Source organism: Alloalcanivorax mobilis, from assembly GCF_002864685.1.
In the GTDB taxonomy this organism is placed as follows: Bacteria; Pseudomonadota; Gammaproteobacteria; order Pseudomonadales; family Alcanivoracaceae; genus Alloalcanivorax; species Alloalcanivorax mobilis.
Genome location: NZ_NMQZ01000024.1, coordinates 1 through 15,825 on the forward strand (window position 1 = coordinate 1; position 15,825 = coordinate 15,825).

At 62.8% G+C, this 15,825-nt stretch carries 14 protein-coding genes and 1 pseudogene; 3 read left to right on the forward strand and 12 right to left on the reverse strand.

The features are described from left to right. Positions 1 to 100 precede the first annotated feature (100 nt). From CGS25_RS12780 to metX, 6 genes are all read right to left on the reverse strand, one after another. A complete protein-coding gene (locus CGS25_RS12780) occupies positions 101 to 3,175 on the reverse strand; it encodes an efflux RND transporter permease subunit (protein WP_101675712.1) in 3,075 nt (1,024 codons plus the stop codon). A gap of 7 nt (positions 3,176 to 3,182) precedes the next feature. Next, on the reverse strand, positions 3,183 to 4,370 hold the full coding sequence (locus tag CGS25_RS12785) for an efflux RND transporter periplasmic adaptor subunit (protein ID WP_198588789.1): 1,188 nt from the start codon (positions 4,368 to 4,370) through the stop codon (positions 3,183 to 3,185). Positions 4,371 to 4,686: 316 nt separating this feature from the next. Then, complete coding sequence (hemW, locus tag CGS25_RS12790) at positions 4,687 to 5,826, reverse strand: radical SAM family heme chaperone HemW (RefSeq protein ID WP_101675713.1); 1,140 nt, start codon at positions 5,824 to 5,826, stop codon at positions 4,687 to 4,689. Further along, a complete protein-coding gene (gene rdgB, locus CGS25_RS12795; protein WP_101675714.1) occupies positions 5,823 to 6,440 on the reverse strand; it encodes an RdgB/HAM1 family non-canonical purine NTP pyrophosphatase in 618 nt (205 codons plus the stop codon). Before rdgB ends, hemW begins: the two co-directional genes overlap by 4 nt. Before the next feature lie 29 nt (positions 6,441 to 6,469). Next, complete coding sequence (gene metW, locus CGS25_RS12800; RefSeq protein ID WP_101675715.1) at positions 6,470 to 7,060, reverse strand: methionine biosynthesis protein MetW; 591 nt, start codon at positions 7,058 to 7,060, stop codon at positions 6,470 to 6,472. Next, on the reverse strand, positions 7,053 to 8,207 hold the full coding sequence (gene metX / locus CGS25_RS12805) for a homoserine O-succinyltransferase MetX (RefSeq protein ID WP_089034054.1): 1,155 nt from the start codon (positions 8,205 to 8,207) through the stop codon (positions 7,053 to 7,055). Before metX ends, metW begins: the two co-directional genes overlap by 8 nt. Positions 8,208 to 8,413: 206 nt before the next feature. Between metX and CGS25_RS12810 the strand changes: the two genes are divergently transcribed. Beyond that, positions 8,414 to 8,977 carry a type 1 glutamine amidotransferase domain-containing protein gene (locus CGS25_RS12810; RefSeq protein WP_101675716.1) on the forward strand — a complete coding sequence of 188 codons (564 nt, stop codon included), beginning with the start codon at positions 8,414 to 8,416 and terminating at the stop codon, positions 8,975 to 8,977. Positions 8,978 to 9,031: 54 nt separating this feature from the next. Here the strand turns inward: CGS25_RS12810 and CGS25_RS12815 are convergent, their stop codons facing one another. Next, positions 9,032 to 9,547 (reverse strand): sulfite exporter TauE/SafE family protein, encoded by a 516-nt coding sequence (locus CGS25_RS12815; protein ID WP_101675717.1) that lies wholly within the window; start codon positions 9,545 to 9,547, stop codon positions 9,032 to 9,034. Positions 9,548 to 9,720: 173 nt separating this feature from the next. Between CGS25_RS12815 and CGS25_RS12820 the strand changes: the two genes are divergently transcribed. Together CGS25_RS12820 and CGS25_RS12825 are read left to right on the forward strand one after the other, a co-directional pair. Beyond that, the gene (locus CGS25_RS12820; RefSeq protein ID WP_101675718.1) at positions 9,721 to 11,034 is read left to right on the forward strand and encodes an MFS transporter; all 1,314 of its coding nucleotides are present in this window, start codon (positions 9,721 to 9,723) and stop codon (positions 11,032 to 11,034) included. A 170-nt stretch (positions 11,035 to 11,204) separates the two neighbouring features. Further along, on the forward strand, positions 11,205 to 11,813 hold the full coding sequence (locus CGS25_RS12825) for an outer membrane beta-barrel protein (protein WP_101675719.1): 609 nt from the start codon (positions 11,205 to 11,207) through the stop codon (positions 11,811 to 11,813). 264 nt (positions 11,814 to 12,077) lie between these two features. Here CGS25_RS12825 and trmB read toward each other — a convergent pair whose 3' ends face one another. The 5 genes and pseudogenes from trmB to rpoH form a co-directional block, all read right to left on the reverse strand. Further along, on the reverse strand, positions 12,078 to 12,818 hold the full coding sequence (trmB, locus tag CGS25_RS12830; RefSeq protein WP_101675720.1) for a tRNA (guanosine(46)-N7)-methyltransferase TrmB: 741 nt from the start codon (positions 12,816 to 12,818) through the stop codon (positions 12,078 to 12,080). A gap of 237 nt (positions 12,819 to 13,055) precedes the next feature. Beyond that, on the reverse strand, positions 13,056 to 13,835 hold the full coding sequence (locus CGS25_RS12835; RefSeq protein WP_089034060.1) for a thiazole synthase: 780 nt from the start codon (positions 13,833 to 13,835) through the stop codon (positions 13,056 to 13,058). Between the two features lie 89 nt (positions 13,836 to 13,924). Beyond that, positions 13,925 to 14,122 carry a sulfur carrier protein ThiS gene (gene thiS / locus CGS25_RS12840; RefSeq protein ID WP_089034061.1) on the reverse strand — a complete coding sequence of 66 codons (198 nt, stop codon included), beginning with the start codon at positions 14,120 to 14,122 and terminating at the stop codon, positions 13,925 to 13,927. A 5-nt stretch (positions 14,123 to 14,127) separates the two neighbouring features. Beyond that, positions 14,128 to 14,496 (reverse strand): DUF423 domain-containing protein, encoded by a 369-nt coding sequence (locus CGS25_RS12845; RefSeq protein ID WP_101675730.1) that lies wholly within the window; start codon positions 14,494 to 14,496, stop codon positions 14,128 to 14,130. A 273-nt stretch (positions 14,497 to 14,769) separates the two neighbouring features. Next, a pseudogene (gene rpoH, locus CGS25_RS12850) lies at positions 14,770 to 15,633 on the reverse strand (RNA polymerase sigma factor RpoH). Positions 15,634 to 15,825 lie beyond the last annotated feature (192 nt).

Genomic DNA, 15,825 nt, shown 5'->3' on the forward strand with positions numbered 1-15,825 from the left:
GCAAAGCCGTTTCGCGGTCAAGGACCGCTCCCACATCAGAATCCAACCCCGGTGCCAGCCTGGCTGTTCCCTGCAACCTGCTCCCGGTTCCGGCCGCCGCTTAAACGGCAGGCTCCGGGTGGCCTTCATCGCGGCCCAGCAGGATGTACATGGCCGGCACCACGAACAGGGTGAACAGCGTGCCGATGGTCATGCCGGCGGCGACCACCAGACCGATGGCGAAGCGGGCACCGCTGCCCGGGCCGGCGGCGATCAGCAGCGGCACCATCGCCAGCACCAGCGCGGCGGTGGTCATCAGCACCGGCCGCAACCGCACGGCGGCGGCGTGTTCAATCGCCTCGCGTTTGCCCATGCCCGATTCCTGCATCTTATTGGCGAATTCGACAATCAGAATGCCGTGTTTCGAGATCACCCCGATCAGCGTCACCAGCCCTACCTGGGTGTAGATGTTCAAGGTGGCCAGCCCCAGGCTGACGAAGATCAGCGCGCCGCACACTGACATCGGCACGGTAATCAGCATGATGATCGGGTCGCGGAACGATTCGAACTGAGCGGCCAGCACCAGGTAAATCACGATCATGGCGAAAAAGAACGTCAGCACCAGATCGCTGCCTTCTTTCTTGAACTGCCGTGACTGGCCGGAATAGTCCAGGTAATAGCCCGGCGGCAGCACGTCCTTGGCGGCATTCTCGAGCACGCCGAGGGCGTCGCCGAGGGTGACGCCGGGGCGCTGCACACCGGAGATGGTCACCGCGTTGAGCTGCTGGAAGCGTTTGAGTTGTTGCGGCTGCACGGTTTCCTCAAGGCTGATCACCGTGGCCAGCGGCACCAGTTCACCGCTGCCGGTTCGGATGTAGTAAGACTTGAGCTGTTCCGGGGTCAGCCGGCCGGCGCGTTCAACCTGGGGAATCACCTTGTAAGAACGGTTTTCCAGCGAGAAGCGGTTGGCGTAGGCGCCGGAGAGCATGGCGCCCATTTCCTGGGCGAGTTGCGCCATGGTGATGCCCAGGTTGGCGGCTTTTTCCCGGTCGATGACAATGTTGTAGCGGGGTTTGTCGATCTTCAGGTCGGTGTCCAGAAAGATAAACTTATTGCTGGCCCGTACTTTATTGAGAATCTCGTCGGTGAATTCCTTGAGGTTTTCCATCGGCTCGGTGGTGCCCACCACGAACTCCACCGGCAGCATGCCGCCGGCGGTGGGCAGGGACGGCGGCACGAACGCGGCGACCTGAAGCCCCGCGATACCGGCGACTTTTTCAGAGATTTCCGCCTGCACTTCGGCGGTGGTCTGGTCCCGTTCGTTCCAGCTTTTCAGCACGAAGCCGGCCAGGGCGGTGTTGGACGCCGCCGTGCCGCTGCCGCCACCGAGGCCGTTGAGCAGAAAGACGTTGTCCATGGCGGGAATGCCATCGGCGATGGTGTTGAACTCGCGGGTAAAGGGCTCAAGATAATCCAACGTCACATACGGGTCGGCGGTCGAGGAGGTCAACACGAAGCCCTGGTCTTCCTTGGGCTCCAGCTCGCTGGGCGAGCTGATGAACAGGAAATAACAGGAGGTGAGAATCACCGCGCCGAACACGTAAATCACCGGGCGGTCGTTCAGGGCGCCGTGCAGGCGACGCTGATAACTCCCCTCCAGTTTTTCAAACCTGCGGTTTACCCAGGCCTCGAAGCGGTTGCCCCGGTGGTCCGGGTCGTGCGCTTTCAGAATCTTCGCGCACATCATCGGCGAGAGTGTCAGCGCCACCACGCCGGAGAGCAGCACGGCGCCGGCCAGAGAGAACGCGAACTCCACGAACAGGGTGCCGGTGAGCCCGCCCATGAAACCGATCGGCAGGAACACCGCCACCAGGGTGGTGGTCATCGCCACCACCGGCCAGGCCAGCTCGCGCGCCCCTTTCAGCGACGCCTCCAGGGGCGTGAGCCCTTCCTCCACATGTCGGTGGATGTTCTCCAGAACAATAATGGCGTCGTCCACCACGATGCCGATCGCCAGCACCATCGCCAGCAGGGTCAGCAGGTTGATGGAAAAGCCCATCAGCAGCATCAGAAACAGCGCGCCGACCATGGACAACGGCACCGCGATGGCGGGGATCAGCACCGACCGCAGGGAACCGAGAAACAGGTAGATCACCAGAATCACGATCACCACCGCCTCGACCAGGGTTTTTATCACCTCGTCGATGGAGTCCTGAATGTATTCGGTGCCGTCGTAGGGAATGTCGCCGCTCATGCCTTCGGGAAGCTGGGGAAACACCTCATCTTCCAGCACTTTGCGCACGTCCTTGATCACATCCAGGGCGTTGGCGTCCGGCGCCACTTCCACGCCCATGAAGGTGGCCATCTTGCCGTTGAAGGTCACCGAGGCGGCGTAGGATTCCGAACCCAGCTCCACCTTGGCCACGTCTTCCAGGCGCACGATGGCGTTGCCCTGGGAGCGGATCACCAGTCGCTTGAACTCGGCCACGTCGTTCAGATCGGTGCCGGCTTTCAGATCCAGCGCCACGTTGGTGCCTTTGGTGCTGCCCACCGCGGCGAGCACGTTGTTTTGCTGCAACGCCTGATAGACATCCGAGGGCGTAATGCCCAGCGCCGCCATGCGCTCGGGCTTGAGCCAGGCACGCATGGCGAAGGTGCGGTCGCCCAGAATCTGCGCCCGTTGCACGCCGGCGATGGTCGCCAGTTTCGGCTGCACCACCCGCACCAGATAGTCGGTGATCTGATTGTTGTCCAGCACCTGGGACGAGAACGACAGATACATGGAGGCGATGTCTTCACCCACCAGCAGCTCGATGGTCGGGTCCTCGGACTCCTCCGGCAGTTCGCTGCGCATCTTGTTCACTTTGGCGACGATCTGCGTGAGCGCTTCGTTGGGGTCTTCGCCCAGGCGGATGTAGGCCTGGATCGACGAGGCGCCCTGCAGCGACGTGGACACCAGATAGTCGATGCCCTCCGCGGAGGCGATTTCCTGCTCCAGGGGGGTGGTGATGAAGCCCTGAATCAGATCCGCGTCGGCGCCGGTGTAGATGGTGGTGACGGTGATCACCGCGTTTTGCATTTCCGGATACTGGCGCACGTTCAGTTCCGTGGCGGCGCGCAGGCCGAGCAGCAGAATGAACAGGCTCACCACCGTGGCCAGAACCGGCTTGTTGATAAAGATGTCCGTGAATTTCATGGCGGCCTCAGCTGTTGGCGGGCGTCGGAGTGGCGTCAGCCGAGGGTTTCACGTCGTTCTCGATCTTCACCGGCGCGTCGTTGCGCAGTTTGAGCAGGCCACCGGTGGCCACCGTCTCGCCGGGTTTAAGACCTTCGGTCACGGCCACCAGATCGCCACGCCGATTGCCCAGCTTCACGAACCGCTTTTTCACGATCCATTGTTTTTCCGGCTGGGCGTCGTTTTCCCGCGCGGCTTCGTTATCGGCGCCGGTGTCTTTCGGGGCGGGCGCTTCCTGAACCACATAGACGGCGTTGCCATAGGGGGCGTAGCTGATCGCCGTGCGCGGCACCACCACCACGTCCTCGGCCTGCGGCAATTGGATCGCCACATGGGCGAACATGCCCGGGCGCAGCTTGAGTTCGCCATTGTCGAAGGTGGCCTGGGCGGTGAAGTTGCGGGTCGCTTCATCGACGCCCGGCTCCAGGGCGGTGATCTCGCCTTCGAAGGTTTCATCCGGATACGCATCCAGGCTCACGCGCACCTTCAAGCCCGTGTTGATCTTGCTCAACTCCTGTTCGGGTAGGGCGAAGTCCACGTAGATCGGCGTGAGCTGCGCCAGGCTCACCACCGGCGAGCCGGGTTGCAGGTATTGCCCCAGGTCCACCTGGCGAATGCCAAGCACGCCATCGAACGGCGCACGCACCGTCTTGTAGTTGATTTCCTCACGCTGCGCCTGAGCCTGCGCCAGGGTCTGGTCTTTCTGCGCCTGCCGGTTGTCGAGCTCGGATTTGGAAATGCTGCCTTTCTTGAACAGGCTCTGGTAGCGGTCGAATTCCTGCTTGGACAGTCGCGCGGTGGCTTCCAGGGCGTTCAACTGGGCCTGGGCGGCGGCCGATTCCAATGACACCAGCACATCGCCTTTTTTCACTTCATCGCCGGAGCGGAATTTGATGTGCTGGACTTCGCCACCCACCTGGGTGGTGACTTCCACGCCGTTGACCGCGTTCACCGTGCCCACCGCTTCCAGCGTCAGGGCCCAGTTGTCCTGTTGGGCGTCGTAGGTGGAAATGCTGGCGGCCGGTGTCGGCATATGGTCGAAATAATTGTTGATCATGCGGGCCATGAAGGCTTTCCAGCCGAAGATGGCACCAAAAATGATGACCAACACGATCAACATGATCACCATGCGCTTGCTGACGATGCGCTTACTCATTGCTTGAAACCCCTGGTGCGGCTGCGTTTTGATTTTTGGTTATTACCGTGGTGCCGGGGGCCAGGAGGCGCCGGCGTACAATCCTTGTCGATTTGTCGAGATCCTATTCGACCGGGTTGAAGAGAGTGCTGGGAGTGCAAGGGTGAAACGTGCACCCGCTATTATTTTTATGCGCTCGGAGGGCCGTGGGCCACGGAGTCGTCCGCGCGGCCCGCCTCGCGGGCGAAGGCCAAAGTGTGACCATATTTCACGGCGCCATCAAGGTGGTTTCGTGGCGCTAAAACCGCAACATCTTTGTTGTTTATTCGCGCCAGCGTCAGGGCGCCGCCAGCCGCTCCAGCAGCGTATTCAGATGGCGCAGCCCCAGTGGCGTACAAGCCACCCGCTCCTGAGCGGCCACCAACAGGCCCTGTTGCCGAAGAGGTTGCAGGCGGCGCTGAATGGTTTGCTCCGAGGCGCCGGTGCGTTCACTGAGCATGGCCAGGCTGACGCCCTCCACCAGCCGCAGGCCATTGAGCAGGCCTTCGAACAGAGTATCCTCAACGGTTTCTTCGCCGCGCCGGGCCTGGCCGGCGGCGGCCAGATAGTGCTCCGGCAGGCGCGTCTTGCGATAGCGGATCACACGCTGCTGATCGGCCAGGGTGATCTTGCCATGGGCGCCGGCGCCGATGCCCAGGTAGTCGCCGAACCGCCAATAGTTGAGGTTGTGGCGGCAGCGTCGCTGCGGGCGGGCGAAGGCGGAGATTTCGTAGCGGTGGAAGCCGTGCCGTTCAAGCAGTGCCAGGCCGCGCTCCTCCATGTCGGCGAGGGTGTCGCCATCGGGTTGGGTGGGCGGTGCGCGGTAGAAAGCGGTGTTCGGCTCGATGGTCAGCTCATACCAGCTCAGGTGGGTGGGGCTGAGCTCCAGCGCCGCCTGCAAATCCTCCAGGGCTTCGCTGGTGGTCTGCCCGGGCAGGGCGTGCATCAGATCAAGATTGAAATTCTCAAAGCCGGCGGCACGCGCCTCGGCCGCCGCGCGGCGTGCTTCTTGCGGGCCATGAATGCGCCCCAGAGCACTGAGCTGATGGGGCTGGAAGCTCTGCACGCCAATCGAAAGGCGGTTGATGCCGGCCTCGCGGAAACCGGCGAAGCGGCCGGTTTCCAGGGTGCCCGGGTTGGCCTCCAGGGTGATTTCCGCGTCGGCGGCGAACGCCAGCCGCTCACGCAGGCCGGCGAACAGTTGGTGATAAAAGCCGGCGCTCATCAGGCTCGGCGTGCCACCACCGATAAACACCGCCTCGATCGGGCGGCCCGCGACCCAGGGCAAATCCTGTTCGATGTCGTTGAGCAGGGCCGCCAGGTACTGCTGCTCGGGCACGTCGGCGCGTTCATGGGAATTGAAATCGCAGTAGGGGCATTTGCGCACGCACCAGGGTACGTGCACATAAAGCGCCAGCGGTGGCGTGGCCAGGGTCACGGCCGCTGTTGCTCCCGCCTTTGTCGTTCTTCGAGTTGCTCGATCAGGTCATTGAGAGCGCGGCCGCGATGGCTGATGCGGTTTTTCTCCGCCGGTTCCATTTCCGCGGCGGTCTCGCCGGCGGCGGGAATCAGAAAATACGGGTCATAGCCAAAGCCGTGTTCGCCGCGCGGTGTGTCGAGGATCTCGCCTTCCCAGGTGCCCTGGCAGATCAACGGCGTCGGGTCTTCGGCGTGGCGCAGCAGCACCAGCAGCGCCTGGTAACGCGCGCTGCGGGGGGCATCGGGCAGATCCGCGAGCATCTCGATCAGCAGCGCGTTGTTCTTGGCGTCGCTGGCGTCGGCGCCGGAAAAGCGCGCCGAATAAATGCCCGGTGCTCCGTTAAGCGCGTCCACCTCCAGGCCGGAATCGTCGGCGATCGCCGGCAGGCCGGTGTGCAGCGAGGCGTTGCGCGCTTTGATCAGGGCGTTCTCCACGAATGTCAGCCCGGTCTCTTCGGCTTCGGGCACATCGTATTCGCTTTGCGCCACCACATTCACATTCAACGGCGCCAGGATCGCCCGCATCTCTTCGAGTTTCTTGCGATTGCCGGAAGCCAGCACAATGGTGTCCATGGGGGAGCCTCCTGTTTCAATGAACGCCTTCAGCGTGTCACCCGGTAGATGGCGATCTCGCCGAACAGATTCGGCATCAGCCGGGTCAGCGCGCCGCTGCGGTGATGGCGGTTGACCACCTGACGCTCGATAATGCGAATGCCGCTTTCCCGGCAATGTGCTTCGAAATCGCGCACCGTGCAAAGGTGGATGTTGGGGGTGTCGTACCACTCGTAGGGCAGCGCCGAGGACACCGGCATGCGGCCTTTGAAACCGAGGTAGGAACGCACCCGCCAATGGCCGAAGTTGGGGAAGGTGATGATCGCCTCCCGGCCCACCCTCAGCATTTCGTCGAGAATGCGATCCGGGCGCAGCACGGCCTGCAGGGCCTGGGTCATCACCACGTAATCGAAACGCTCGCTCTGGAAAGTGCCCAGGCCTTTATCCAGGTCCTGCTCGATCACGTTGACGCCGTTTTCGAAGCAGGCCACCAGGTTGTCCTGGTCGATCTCCAGGCCATAACCGATCACATTCTTGTCGCGCTGCAGGTGTGCCAGCAGGGCGCCATCGCCACAGCCCAGATCCAGTACCGTGGCGCCTTCGGGAATCCAGACGCTGATCTGCCGCAGGTCATCACGCATGGGCGCTCACCTCATCGGCCACGCGGCCCATGTAGGCACCGAACAGCTGGCAGTATTCGTCGATCGGCAGCAGGAAGGCATCGTGGCCCTTGGGGGTATCGATTTCCGAGTAGCTGACGCTGCGGCCGACCTGCACCAGCGCGTCGACGATTTCACGGCTGCGCTCCGGCGCGAAGCGCCAATCGGAATTGAACGACATCACCAGGAAGTTGCAGCGGGTGCGCGCCAGGGCGTTTTCCAGGGAGTCGCCGTGTTCGCGGGCCGGGTCGAAATAGTCCAGTGCCTTGGTCATCAACAAATAAGTGTTGGCGTCGAAATTGCGCGAGAAAATCTCGCCCTGATGGCGCAGGTAGGACTCCACCTGGAATTCCACATCGAAGCCGAAATGGAAACGCCCGGAGCGCAGGTCGCGGCCGAACTTCATGCGCATGGCGTCGTCGCTGAGATAGGTGATGTGCCCCACCATGCGGGCCAGGATCAAACCCTGGCGCGGGTAGGTGTCGTGCAGGTAATAGCGCCCGCCATGAAAATTGGGGTCGGTGAGAATCGACTGTCGGGCGACCTCGTTGAAGGCGATGTTCTGCGCCGACAGCTTCGGCGCGCCGGCGATCACCACCGCATGGCGCAGCCGCTCCGGAAAATCGATGGACCATTGCAGCGCCTGCATGCCGCCCAGGCTGCCCCCCACCACCGCCGCCCAGCGCTCGATGCCGAGCGCATCGGCCAGCCGGGTCTGGCTTTTTACCCAGTCCTTCACCGTCATCATCGGAAAATCCGGGCCCCACGGTTGGCCGGTGTCCGGGTTCAGCGAGGTCGGCCCGCTGGAGCCGTGGCAACCGCCCAGATTGTTGGGGCAGACCACGAAGAAGCGGTCGGTGTCGATCGGCTTGCCCGGTCCGATGCAGCTTTCCCACCAGCCGGGGCGCTTGTCGTCCTGGCTGTGGTAGCCGGCGGCGTGATGATGGCCGGACAGGGCATGACAGATCAGCACGGCGTTGGACGCGTCCGCGTTAAGGCTGCCATAGGTCTCATAGACCAGATCGTAGGCCGGCAGGCTCCGCCCGCACTCCAGCTCCAGGGGCTGGTCCACGTGCAGAGTGCGGGGCTGTACCAGGCCAACGGAGTCTTGGGGAAACGAATCGGGCATTTCGGGTTACTGTACCGGTGTGGGACCTAGGGCTCACAGAGTCTATCGACCGCCCCCCGGCCGTGCAACGCGCGGCGCCGGCTTTCCGCCACCGGGGGTTTTGCATTGTTTTATCGCTCCCGGGCAGGCGCGGGCGGGTTACAGGTTTAGCATGGGTGTCCGGTCGTCGCCGGAGGCGGCGTTTCAGTACCGACAAGGAGTACCCCATGAGCAAGCAATTGAATGGAAAGCGGGTGGCGATTCTCGCCACCGACGGTTTCGAAGAATCCGAACTGGCCGTGCCGCAATCCACCCTGCGTGGCCAGGGTGTCGAGGTCGAGGTGGTGGCGCCGGACAAGAAAGGCATCCGGGCTTGGGCGGAGACCGATTGGGGGGAAGACTACGAAGTGGACGTGGCGCTTGATGACGCCGATCCAGGCCACTACCACGCGCTGGTGTTGCCGGGCGGCTTGTTTAACCCAGACAGCCTGCGCCTCAACGACAAGGCGCTGGATTTCGTGCGCGCCTTTTTCAAAACCGGTAAGCCGGTGGCGGCGATCTGCCACGCGCCGTGGATACTGATCAATGCCGGCGTGGTGCAGGGGCGCAAGATGACCTCGGTGGCGTCGGTGAGCCAGGATCTGAAAAACGCCGGCGCCCACTGGGAAGACAGTGAAGTGGTGGTCGACAACGGCCTGGTCACCAGCCGCACCCCCAAGGATCTGGACGCCTTCTGCAAGCGTCTGATGGAAGAGCTGGCGGAAGGTCGCCACGACGGCCAGCACGCCTGACAACAGCCCAACGGCGCTGGCCGCCCGGCCGGTGCCGCGCTCGCCTGCGGGCCCTTACAGCAACGGCGTGAACGCCTTTTCGTCGTCCTGCCGATCGGCATTCAGGGTGTTGTCGAGCAGACGGTGCACCTGCAGCCGCTGCTCTTCGAGATCCGCGTCCACCATGATCAGATAGCGCCCGCGTTTGATCTCCTTCAAATACGGCTTGATGTGATCGTTGATGTGGGAAATGCCCCGCAAGCCGCCGGCCCAGGCGCCATGCGCGCCGAAGAACAGCACCGCGATGATCACGCCCCAGAAACCGATTTGCAGGCCCCAGGGGTCAATCATACTGAGTGCCCACCCAACGATTAGCCCGATCACCGCGCCCACCACGGCGCCATAAAAGCCAGTGATCATGATGTTGGTGTCTTCCCAGGGAGTGGTGGCATGGATGCCCTGACTCGTCAGCTCGCCGTTATCCCGGGCGATGACGTGAATGCGGTTGTTGCCAATGTCCGCCCGTTTCAGGGTGTTCACCGCGACCTTTACCTGATCCAGGCTGCGCACGAGATAGTAGACTCTGAACATGATGGTGCCCTCCTTACCGCGTTTTTGCCGCGTTCGGTGCTTGCCAATGATCCTGCTCATTCCTTAATTTCAGACTGGCGCTCGATCGGGCTGGTAACAAGGGATGGATCGGTTCTTTTCAGGTCTCGAGTGCAAACTATTGAAAAAAGTCTGTATGAACATAAAGGACGGTAATGATCAGCAAAGCCTCACTGGAACGACTCTATGACCTGGTTGCGAACGACGAAGACGCACGCACCTGCAAAGACATCAGCGAGCAGGCGTGCCGGGAAGTCCCGGGCAATTTTTTTCGCCTGATTGTCGCCAATGTTTTGACCAAAACCGGCGATCTGCTGATCAATCCCAAGACCGTGCTGGCCTGGTTGATGGGCGCGGTCGGGGCGCCGTCGGCGCTGGTCGGGGTGTTGGTGCCGATCCGCGAATCCGGCTCACTGATTCCGCAGCTGGTGATCGGCGCCTGGGTGCGTCGCCACCCGGTGCGCAAGCGCTTCTGGGTGCTGGGCGCGGCCCTGCAGGGGGCGTGTGTGCTGGGCATGGCGGCGGCGGTGTGGCTGTGGGACGGGGTCGCGGCCGGGCTGGCGATCGTCGCCCTGCTGGCGCTGTTCAGCCTCAGCCGTGGGTTTTGCTCGGTGGCGATGAAGGACGTTCAGGGCAAGACCATTCCCAAATCCCGGCGTGGCCGGCTGACCGGCCTGGCGGCCACGTTTTCCGGTCTGGTCACCCTGGCGGTGGGGGTGATGCTGTTCGGTGCCGACCACGATCCGGAAAAGTGGCTCTATTCACTGCTGCTGATCGCCGCCGGCATCGCCTGGTGGGCGGCGGCGGCGGTGTTCAACCGGGTCGATGAATTCGCCGGTGAAACCGCCGGCGGCGGTCACGCCCTGCGCGAAGCCTGGCACAGCCTGGGATTGCTGGCGCGTGATGCGCCATTTCGCAACTTCGTGATCGCCCGAGCCCTGCTGATGGCGTCCGCCCTGGGGTCGCCGTTCCTGGTGGTGCTGGCCCAGAACCAGGGCGACAACGCCGCCCTATTGGGGGGCTTTCTGGTGGCCTCCAGTCTGGCCAGCACTCTGAGCGCCAGTATCTGGGGTTTCATGGCGGACGCCTCCAGCCGCAAGGTAATGATACGCGGCGGCGCCCTGGCCGCCCTGGTTTGCCTGGCGGTGGCCGGGTTCGCGCTCGGTGGCGATCACGCCGACCGGGGCGCCGCCGGGCCCTGGTTCTATCCAATTGCCTTCTTCGTCCTGTCGATCGCCCATTCCGGCGTGCGCATTGGCCGCAAGACCTACTTGGTGGACATGGCCGGCGGCACCAAGCGCACCGATTACACGGCGGTCAGCAACAGCGTGATCGGCGTGCTGCTGCTGGCGGTGGGCGGCGTCAGCGCGGTGCTGTCGTTGCTGGGCGCGCCCTGGGCGCTGGTGTTTCTGGGTGGCATGGGCGTGCTGGGCACGCTCTGGTCCTGGAGATTGCCAGAGGTGGAATAGCGGCATCGGGTTTACCTTTGCTCTCCGGCAAGTGTAAAGTTTTGCACCGGGACGGCCCATGCCGCCCGGTCACAACAACCATAACAACGTCTAAAAAGCGGCTCCGGGATCGGGTCGTTGGATCGTCGGAACGTTTGGACGACGTGTTTTCAACGGAAGGGAAGAAAAACGTGAAAGCCATTTTAGCCACCCCCTTGGCGCTTGCCGCCGCCATCACCCTCGCCCCGATGACCGCCACCGCTGACGAGCAGGGCTCATTTCTGCTGGGTGCCGCGGTGACCCTGGATCAAAGCAACCTGGACGATTTCGTCGACAGCCTGAACACCGGCGTGCCGGTCGGTTCCACCGACGACGGCCTCGGGCACAATCTTTATCTGGGTTTTAAACTGAACCCGAACATCACCCTGCGGCTGGGCCAGCGCCGTTTTGGCGACGCCGAGAGCGACCTGGCCGGCGGCGCCGGCAAGGTGGAACTGGAAGGGGACGGCTACTACGTGGCGCTGGATCTGCTCTACCCGTTCACCGATGCCTTCGCCCTGGGCGCCACCCTGGGCAACCAGGGCATAGACGCCAAGGTGAAAGTCTCCGGCCCTGGATTCAGCGAAAGCGGCTCCGACGACGCCCGTGACTTCTTCTATGGCGTACGCGCCCGCTACCTGCTCGGTGACCATGGCGCCCTGGTGGCGGCCTATGAACGTTACACGTTCGAAGTGGACTACAACGACAGCGACGACATCGAATTCGATACCTTCGCGCTGGGGCTGGAATACACATTCTGAGGTGAGGAGGAGGGAACAGGAAGCAGGTTAGGCCGTGCCGGTTAGAGCGCGCAGCGGCTGGTTTTCCGCGGGCGCGGTCGGGAGGCTGTTCCCTTCCCCCTGTTTCGTGGCCCCATAGCCACTACAGCGCCGCCGTGGGAGCGGTCCCTGACCGCGACCGAGCCGAAGGCGAGGCGGGCCTGGCAAAGTCCATTCGCGGTCAAGGACCGCTCCCACATCAAAACTCAACAGCGACGCGGGCCAGTGTTCCCTGTTCCGCCTCCGCTATGATTCTGGCTCCACCGCAAGCGGACTTTTCTCGAACAGCAAATCCCACACGCCATGGCCGAGCTTCTCGCCACGGCGCTCGAATTTGGTTTCCGGGCGCCATGCCGGGCGGGGCGCGAACGCGCCGGGGCCGGCGGTGTTGGTGAAGCCTTGTGCGTTGTTCATCACCGCGATCATGTGTTCGGCGTAATCCTGCCAGTCGGTGGCCATGTGCAGCACGCCACCGGGGGCCAGCTTGCGGTGCACCAGCGTCACCCAGTCCGGTTGCACAATGCGTCTTTTGTGATGCTTTTTCTTATGCCACGGGTCGGGAAAGTAAAGCTGCACCCGCTCTAGGCTGGCGTCAGGAACACAGAGCTTGAGGATGTCCACGGCGTCGTCGCAGTAGCTGCGCAGATTGCTCAGCCCGCGTTCCTGGATCTCCAGCAGCAGGGCGCCGACGCCGGGCCGGTGCACCTCGATGCCGATAAAGTCTTGCTCCGGAGCCGCTTCGGCCATGGCCGCCAGGGACTGGCCCATGCCATAGCCGATTTCCAGCACCCGGGGCGCGTCGCGGCCGAACACCGCCAGCGGGTCCAGAGCGCCCTGGCCGCGCTCCAGCCCGTAACGGGGCCAGAGGGTTTGCAACGCCTTCCGCTGGCCGTCGGTGAGTCTCCCCTCGCGAAGCACGAAACTGCGCACTCGGCGCATCACCTTGCCGGTGGCCGGGTCTTTGTCCTGGTGGAGGAAATCAAGCATGGCGATGGTGAGGTTGGTAAAGGGGCGGGGAGTTTAGCATGGGGGAGCGCTTACACGCTTCACGCTTGCACGCCTACACGCTTGCACGCGGCACGCCTACACGCAGCACGCTTGCACGCTCAGTCAAAACCCGGGACTGATGGGTTTGCGGGTTCGCAGATCGCTTTTGCGAACCCGCAAGCATCGCGGCGGCAATGGTCTTGGCGTGTTGCGTGCAAGCGTGCCGCGTGCCAGCGTCTAGGAAACCAACCCCTCCGCGGGCGAAGACGGATTGGCATACACCCGCTTAGGCATGCGCCCGGCCAGAAAGCCTTCGCGGCCGGCTTCGATGGCTTTTTTCATGGCGCTGGCCATCAGCACTGGCTGCTTGGCGTGGGCGATGGCGGAGTTCATCAGCACGCCGTCGCAGCCCAGCTCCATGGCCAGGGCGGAATCGCTGGGGGTGCCCACGCCCGCGTCGACGATGATCGGCACCCGGGCCTGCTCCTTGATCAGCAAAATGCTGTGCGGGTTGAGAATGCCCAGCCCGGAGCCGATCAGCGAACCCAGCGGCATCACCGCTACGCAGCCCATCGATTCCAGCTCCTGGGCGACGATCGGATCGTCGTTGGTGTAGACCATTACCTGGAAGCCATCGTCGACCAGCTCGCGGGCGGCGCGCAGGGTGTGGGCAATGTTGGGATACAGGGTTTTCTGATCGCCCAGCACCTCCAGCTTCACCAGGTTGTGGCCATCCAGAAGTTCGCGGGCCAGCTTGCAGGTGCGCACCGCGTCCTCGGCGTTAAAGCAGCCGGCGGTGTTGGGCAGAATGGTGTATTTATCCGGGGTGACGAAATCCAGCAGGTTGGGTTCGTCCGCGTTCTGGCCAATATTGGTACGGCGGATCGCCACCGTTACGATCTCCGCGCCGCTGGCTTCGATGGCGTCGCGGGTCTCGTCGAAATCCTTGTATTTGCCGGTGCCGATCAGCAACCGGGATGAGTAGCTCTTGCCTGCGATGTGAAGCGGATCGGACATATCAATTCCAAAGGTTGGTTCGGGTCGATCAATCTGAAATCGCTTGCTTGAAGGGCGCGGCGGATTGTCAGAACGGGCGTTGACGGCGCTCAGCCGCCACCGATGGCGTGAACGATCTCCACCACATCGCCGTCGCGGAGCGAGCAAGTGGCGTGTTCGCTTTTGGGCACGATGTCCCGGTTCACTTCCACCGCCAGCCGCCGGCCGTGCAGATTGAGCTGCGTGACCAGGTCCGCCACGGTGGCGCCGTCCAGGGTTACCGTGTCGCCGTTTACCGTCAGTTTCATGGTGCTCACTGTGTCCGTATCAGGGTTGCGGCCAGCCACAGCCAGCCAACGATCAGTGCCAGCCCACCCAGAGGTGTCACCGCGCCCAGCCATTTCTGGCCGCTCAGTACCAGCACGTAAAGGCTGCCGCTGAACACCAGCATGCCAGCGAACAGAATCCAGCCGGCGGTGACCAGGCCGGTGGCGCCCAACTGTCGCGCCAGTAAGCCCACCAGAAGCAGCGCCAGGGCATGGTAGAAGTGATACTGGCTGGCGGTGCTCCACACTTCCAGCATCGCCGCGTCCACGCGGCTTTTCAGGCCATGGGCGCCGAACGCGCCGAGTATCACCGCGAGCGCGCCGTTCAGGGCGCCGAGAACAAGCAGGTATTTCATGATCGGCCGACGGTTGAAAAAGGTGCGCTGATTGTAACGGAAATGGGGGTTAAAAGGGGCCGCTTCAAGCCGGGGGCGGAGAATCAAAACCGTCGCTGGCACGGCGGAATGCCGCTCAGCCTCTCCTACAAAAAACACGCCCCCTCTACAACGCCACGTAGGAGCAGGCCGTGCCAGCGACGTCTTTTGGCCGTGTGCGGTATACCACGCCGATAAAAAAACCCGCCGTTTTCGCGGCGGGTTTAAACAAGGCAGACAACGCCGGCAGCCAAATCAGGCCGCCATGGCGTTACGCAATTTCTTCAGCGCGTTGTTTTCAAGCTGGCGAATCCGCTCGGCGGAGACGCCATATTCATTGGCCAGTTCTTGCAGCGTGGCTTTCTGGTCGGCCAGCCAGCGGCGTTCCAGAATGTCGCGGCTGCGTTCGTCCAGCGCCATGATCGCCGAGCTCAACTGGCGGGAGCTGCGGTCCTGGTCGTCCTGGTCGGCGACGATGTCCGCCGGGTCGCTGGTGTCGCTGTGCAAGTAGGCGGCCGGCGAAGGGATGGTGTTCTCTTCGTCGTCGTTGGCGGGGCCGTCGAAACTGGCGTCAAACGCGCCCAGGCGGCCTTCCATTTCCTTCACCTGGGCGGCGGTCACGCCCAGATCGTCGGCCACGCGGCCGGCTTCTTCCATGGTCAACCGGCCCAGCCGTTTCTTCTGGCCACGCAGGTTAAAGAACAATTTGCGCTGGGCTTTGGTGGTGGCGACTTTAACGATGCGCCAGTTGCGGATCACGTATTCGTGAATTTCCGCTTTGATCCAGTGCACGGCGAAGCTGACCAGCCGCACGCCTTTGGCGGGGTCGAAGCGTTTCACCGCTTTCATCAGGCCGACGTTGCCTTCCTGGATCAAATCCGCCAAGGGCAAACCGTAGCCGGTCTAACTGCGGGCGATGTGCACGACGAAACGCAGATGCGCCAGCACCAGCGAGCGTGCCGCGTCCAGGTCTTCATCGAAATACAACCGCTCGGTCAGTTGCCGTTCTTCCTCGACACTGAGCACGGGCACCGCATTGACCGCGCGGATGTAAGCGTCCAGGTCATGGCCCGGCACCGCTAACGGTAATGGCTGGGCCTTACGCAGTTGGGTGGTCATTTCCGTCTCCCTCTAGGTATGGAGCCGATCTTAGCACTCGGTCCTTTTGAGTGCTAATAGCCGCATTGGTTCCCTGTTATTCAATCCTTCAATGGCCATCAGGTCCTTTTTCCGGGCCGGGCCAACAGGGTTCCGCAACCTTTAGAACCCCCGATGGTAGGGGAGTTCAGAGGCAATAAGGGTAAAGAAACG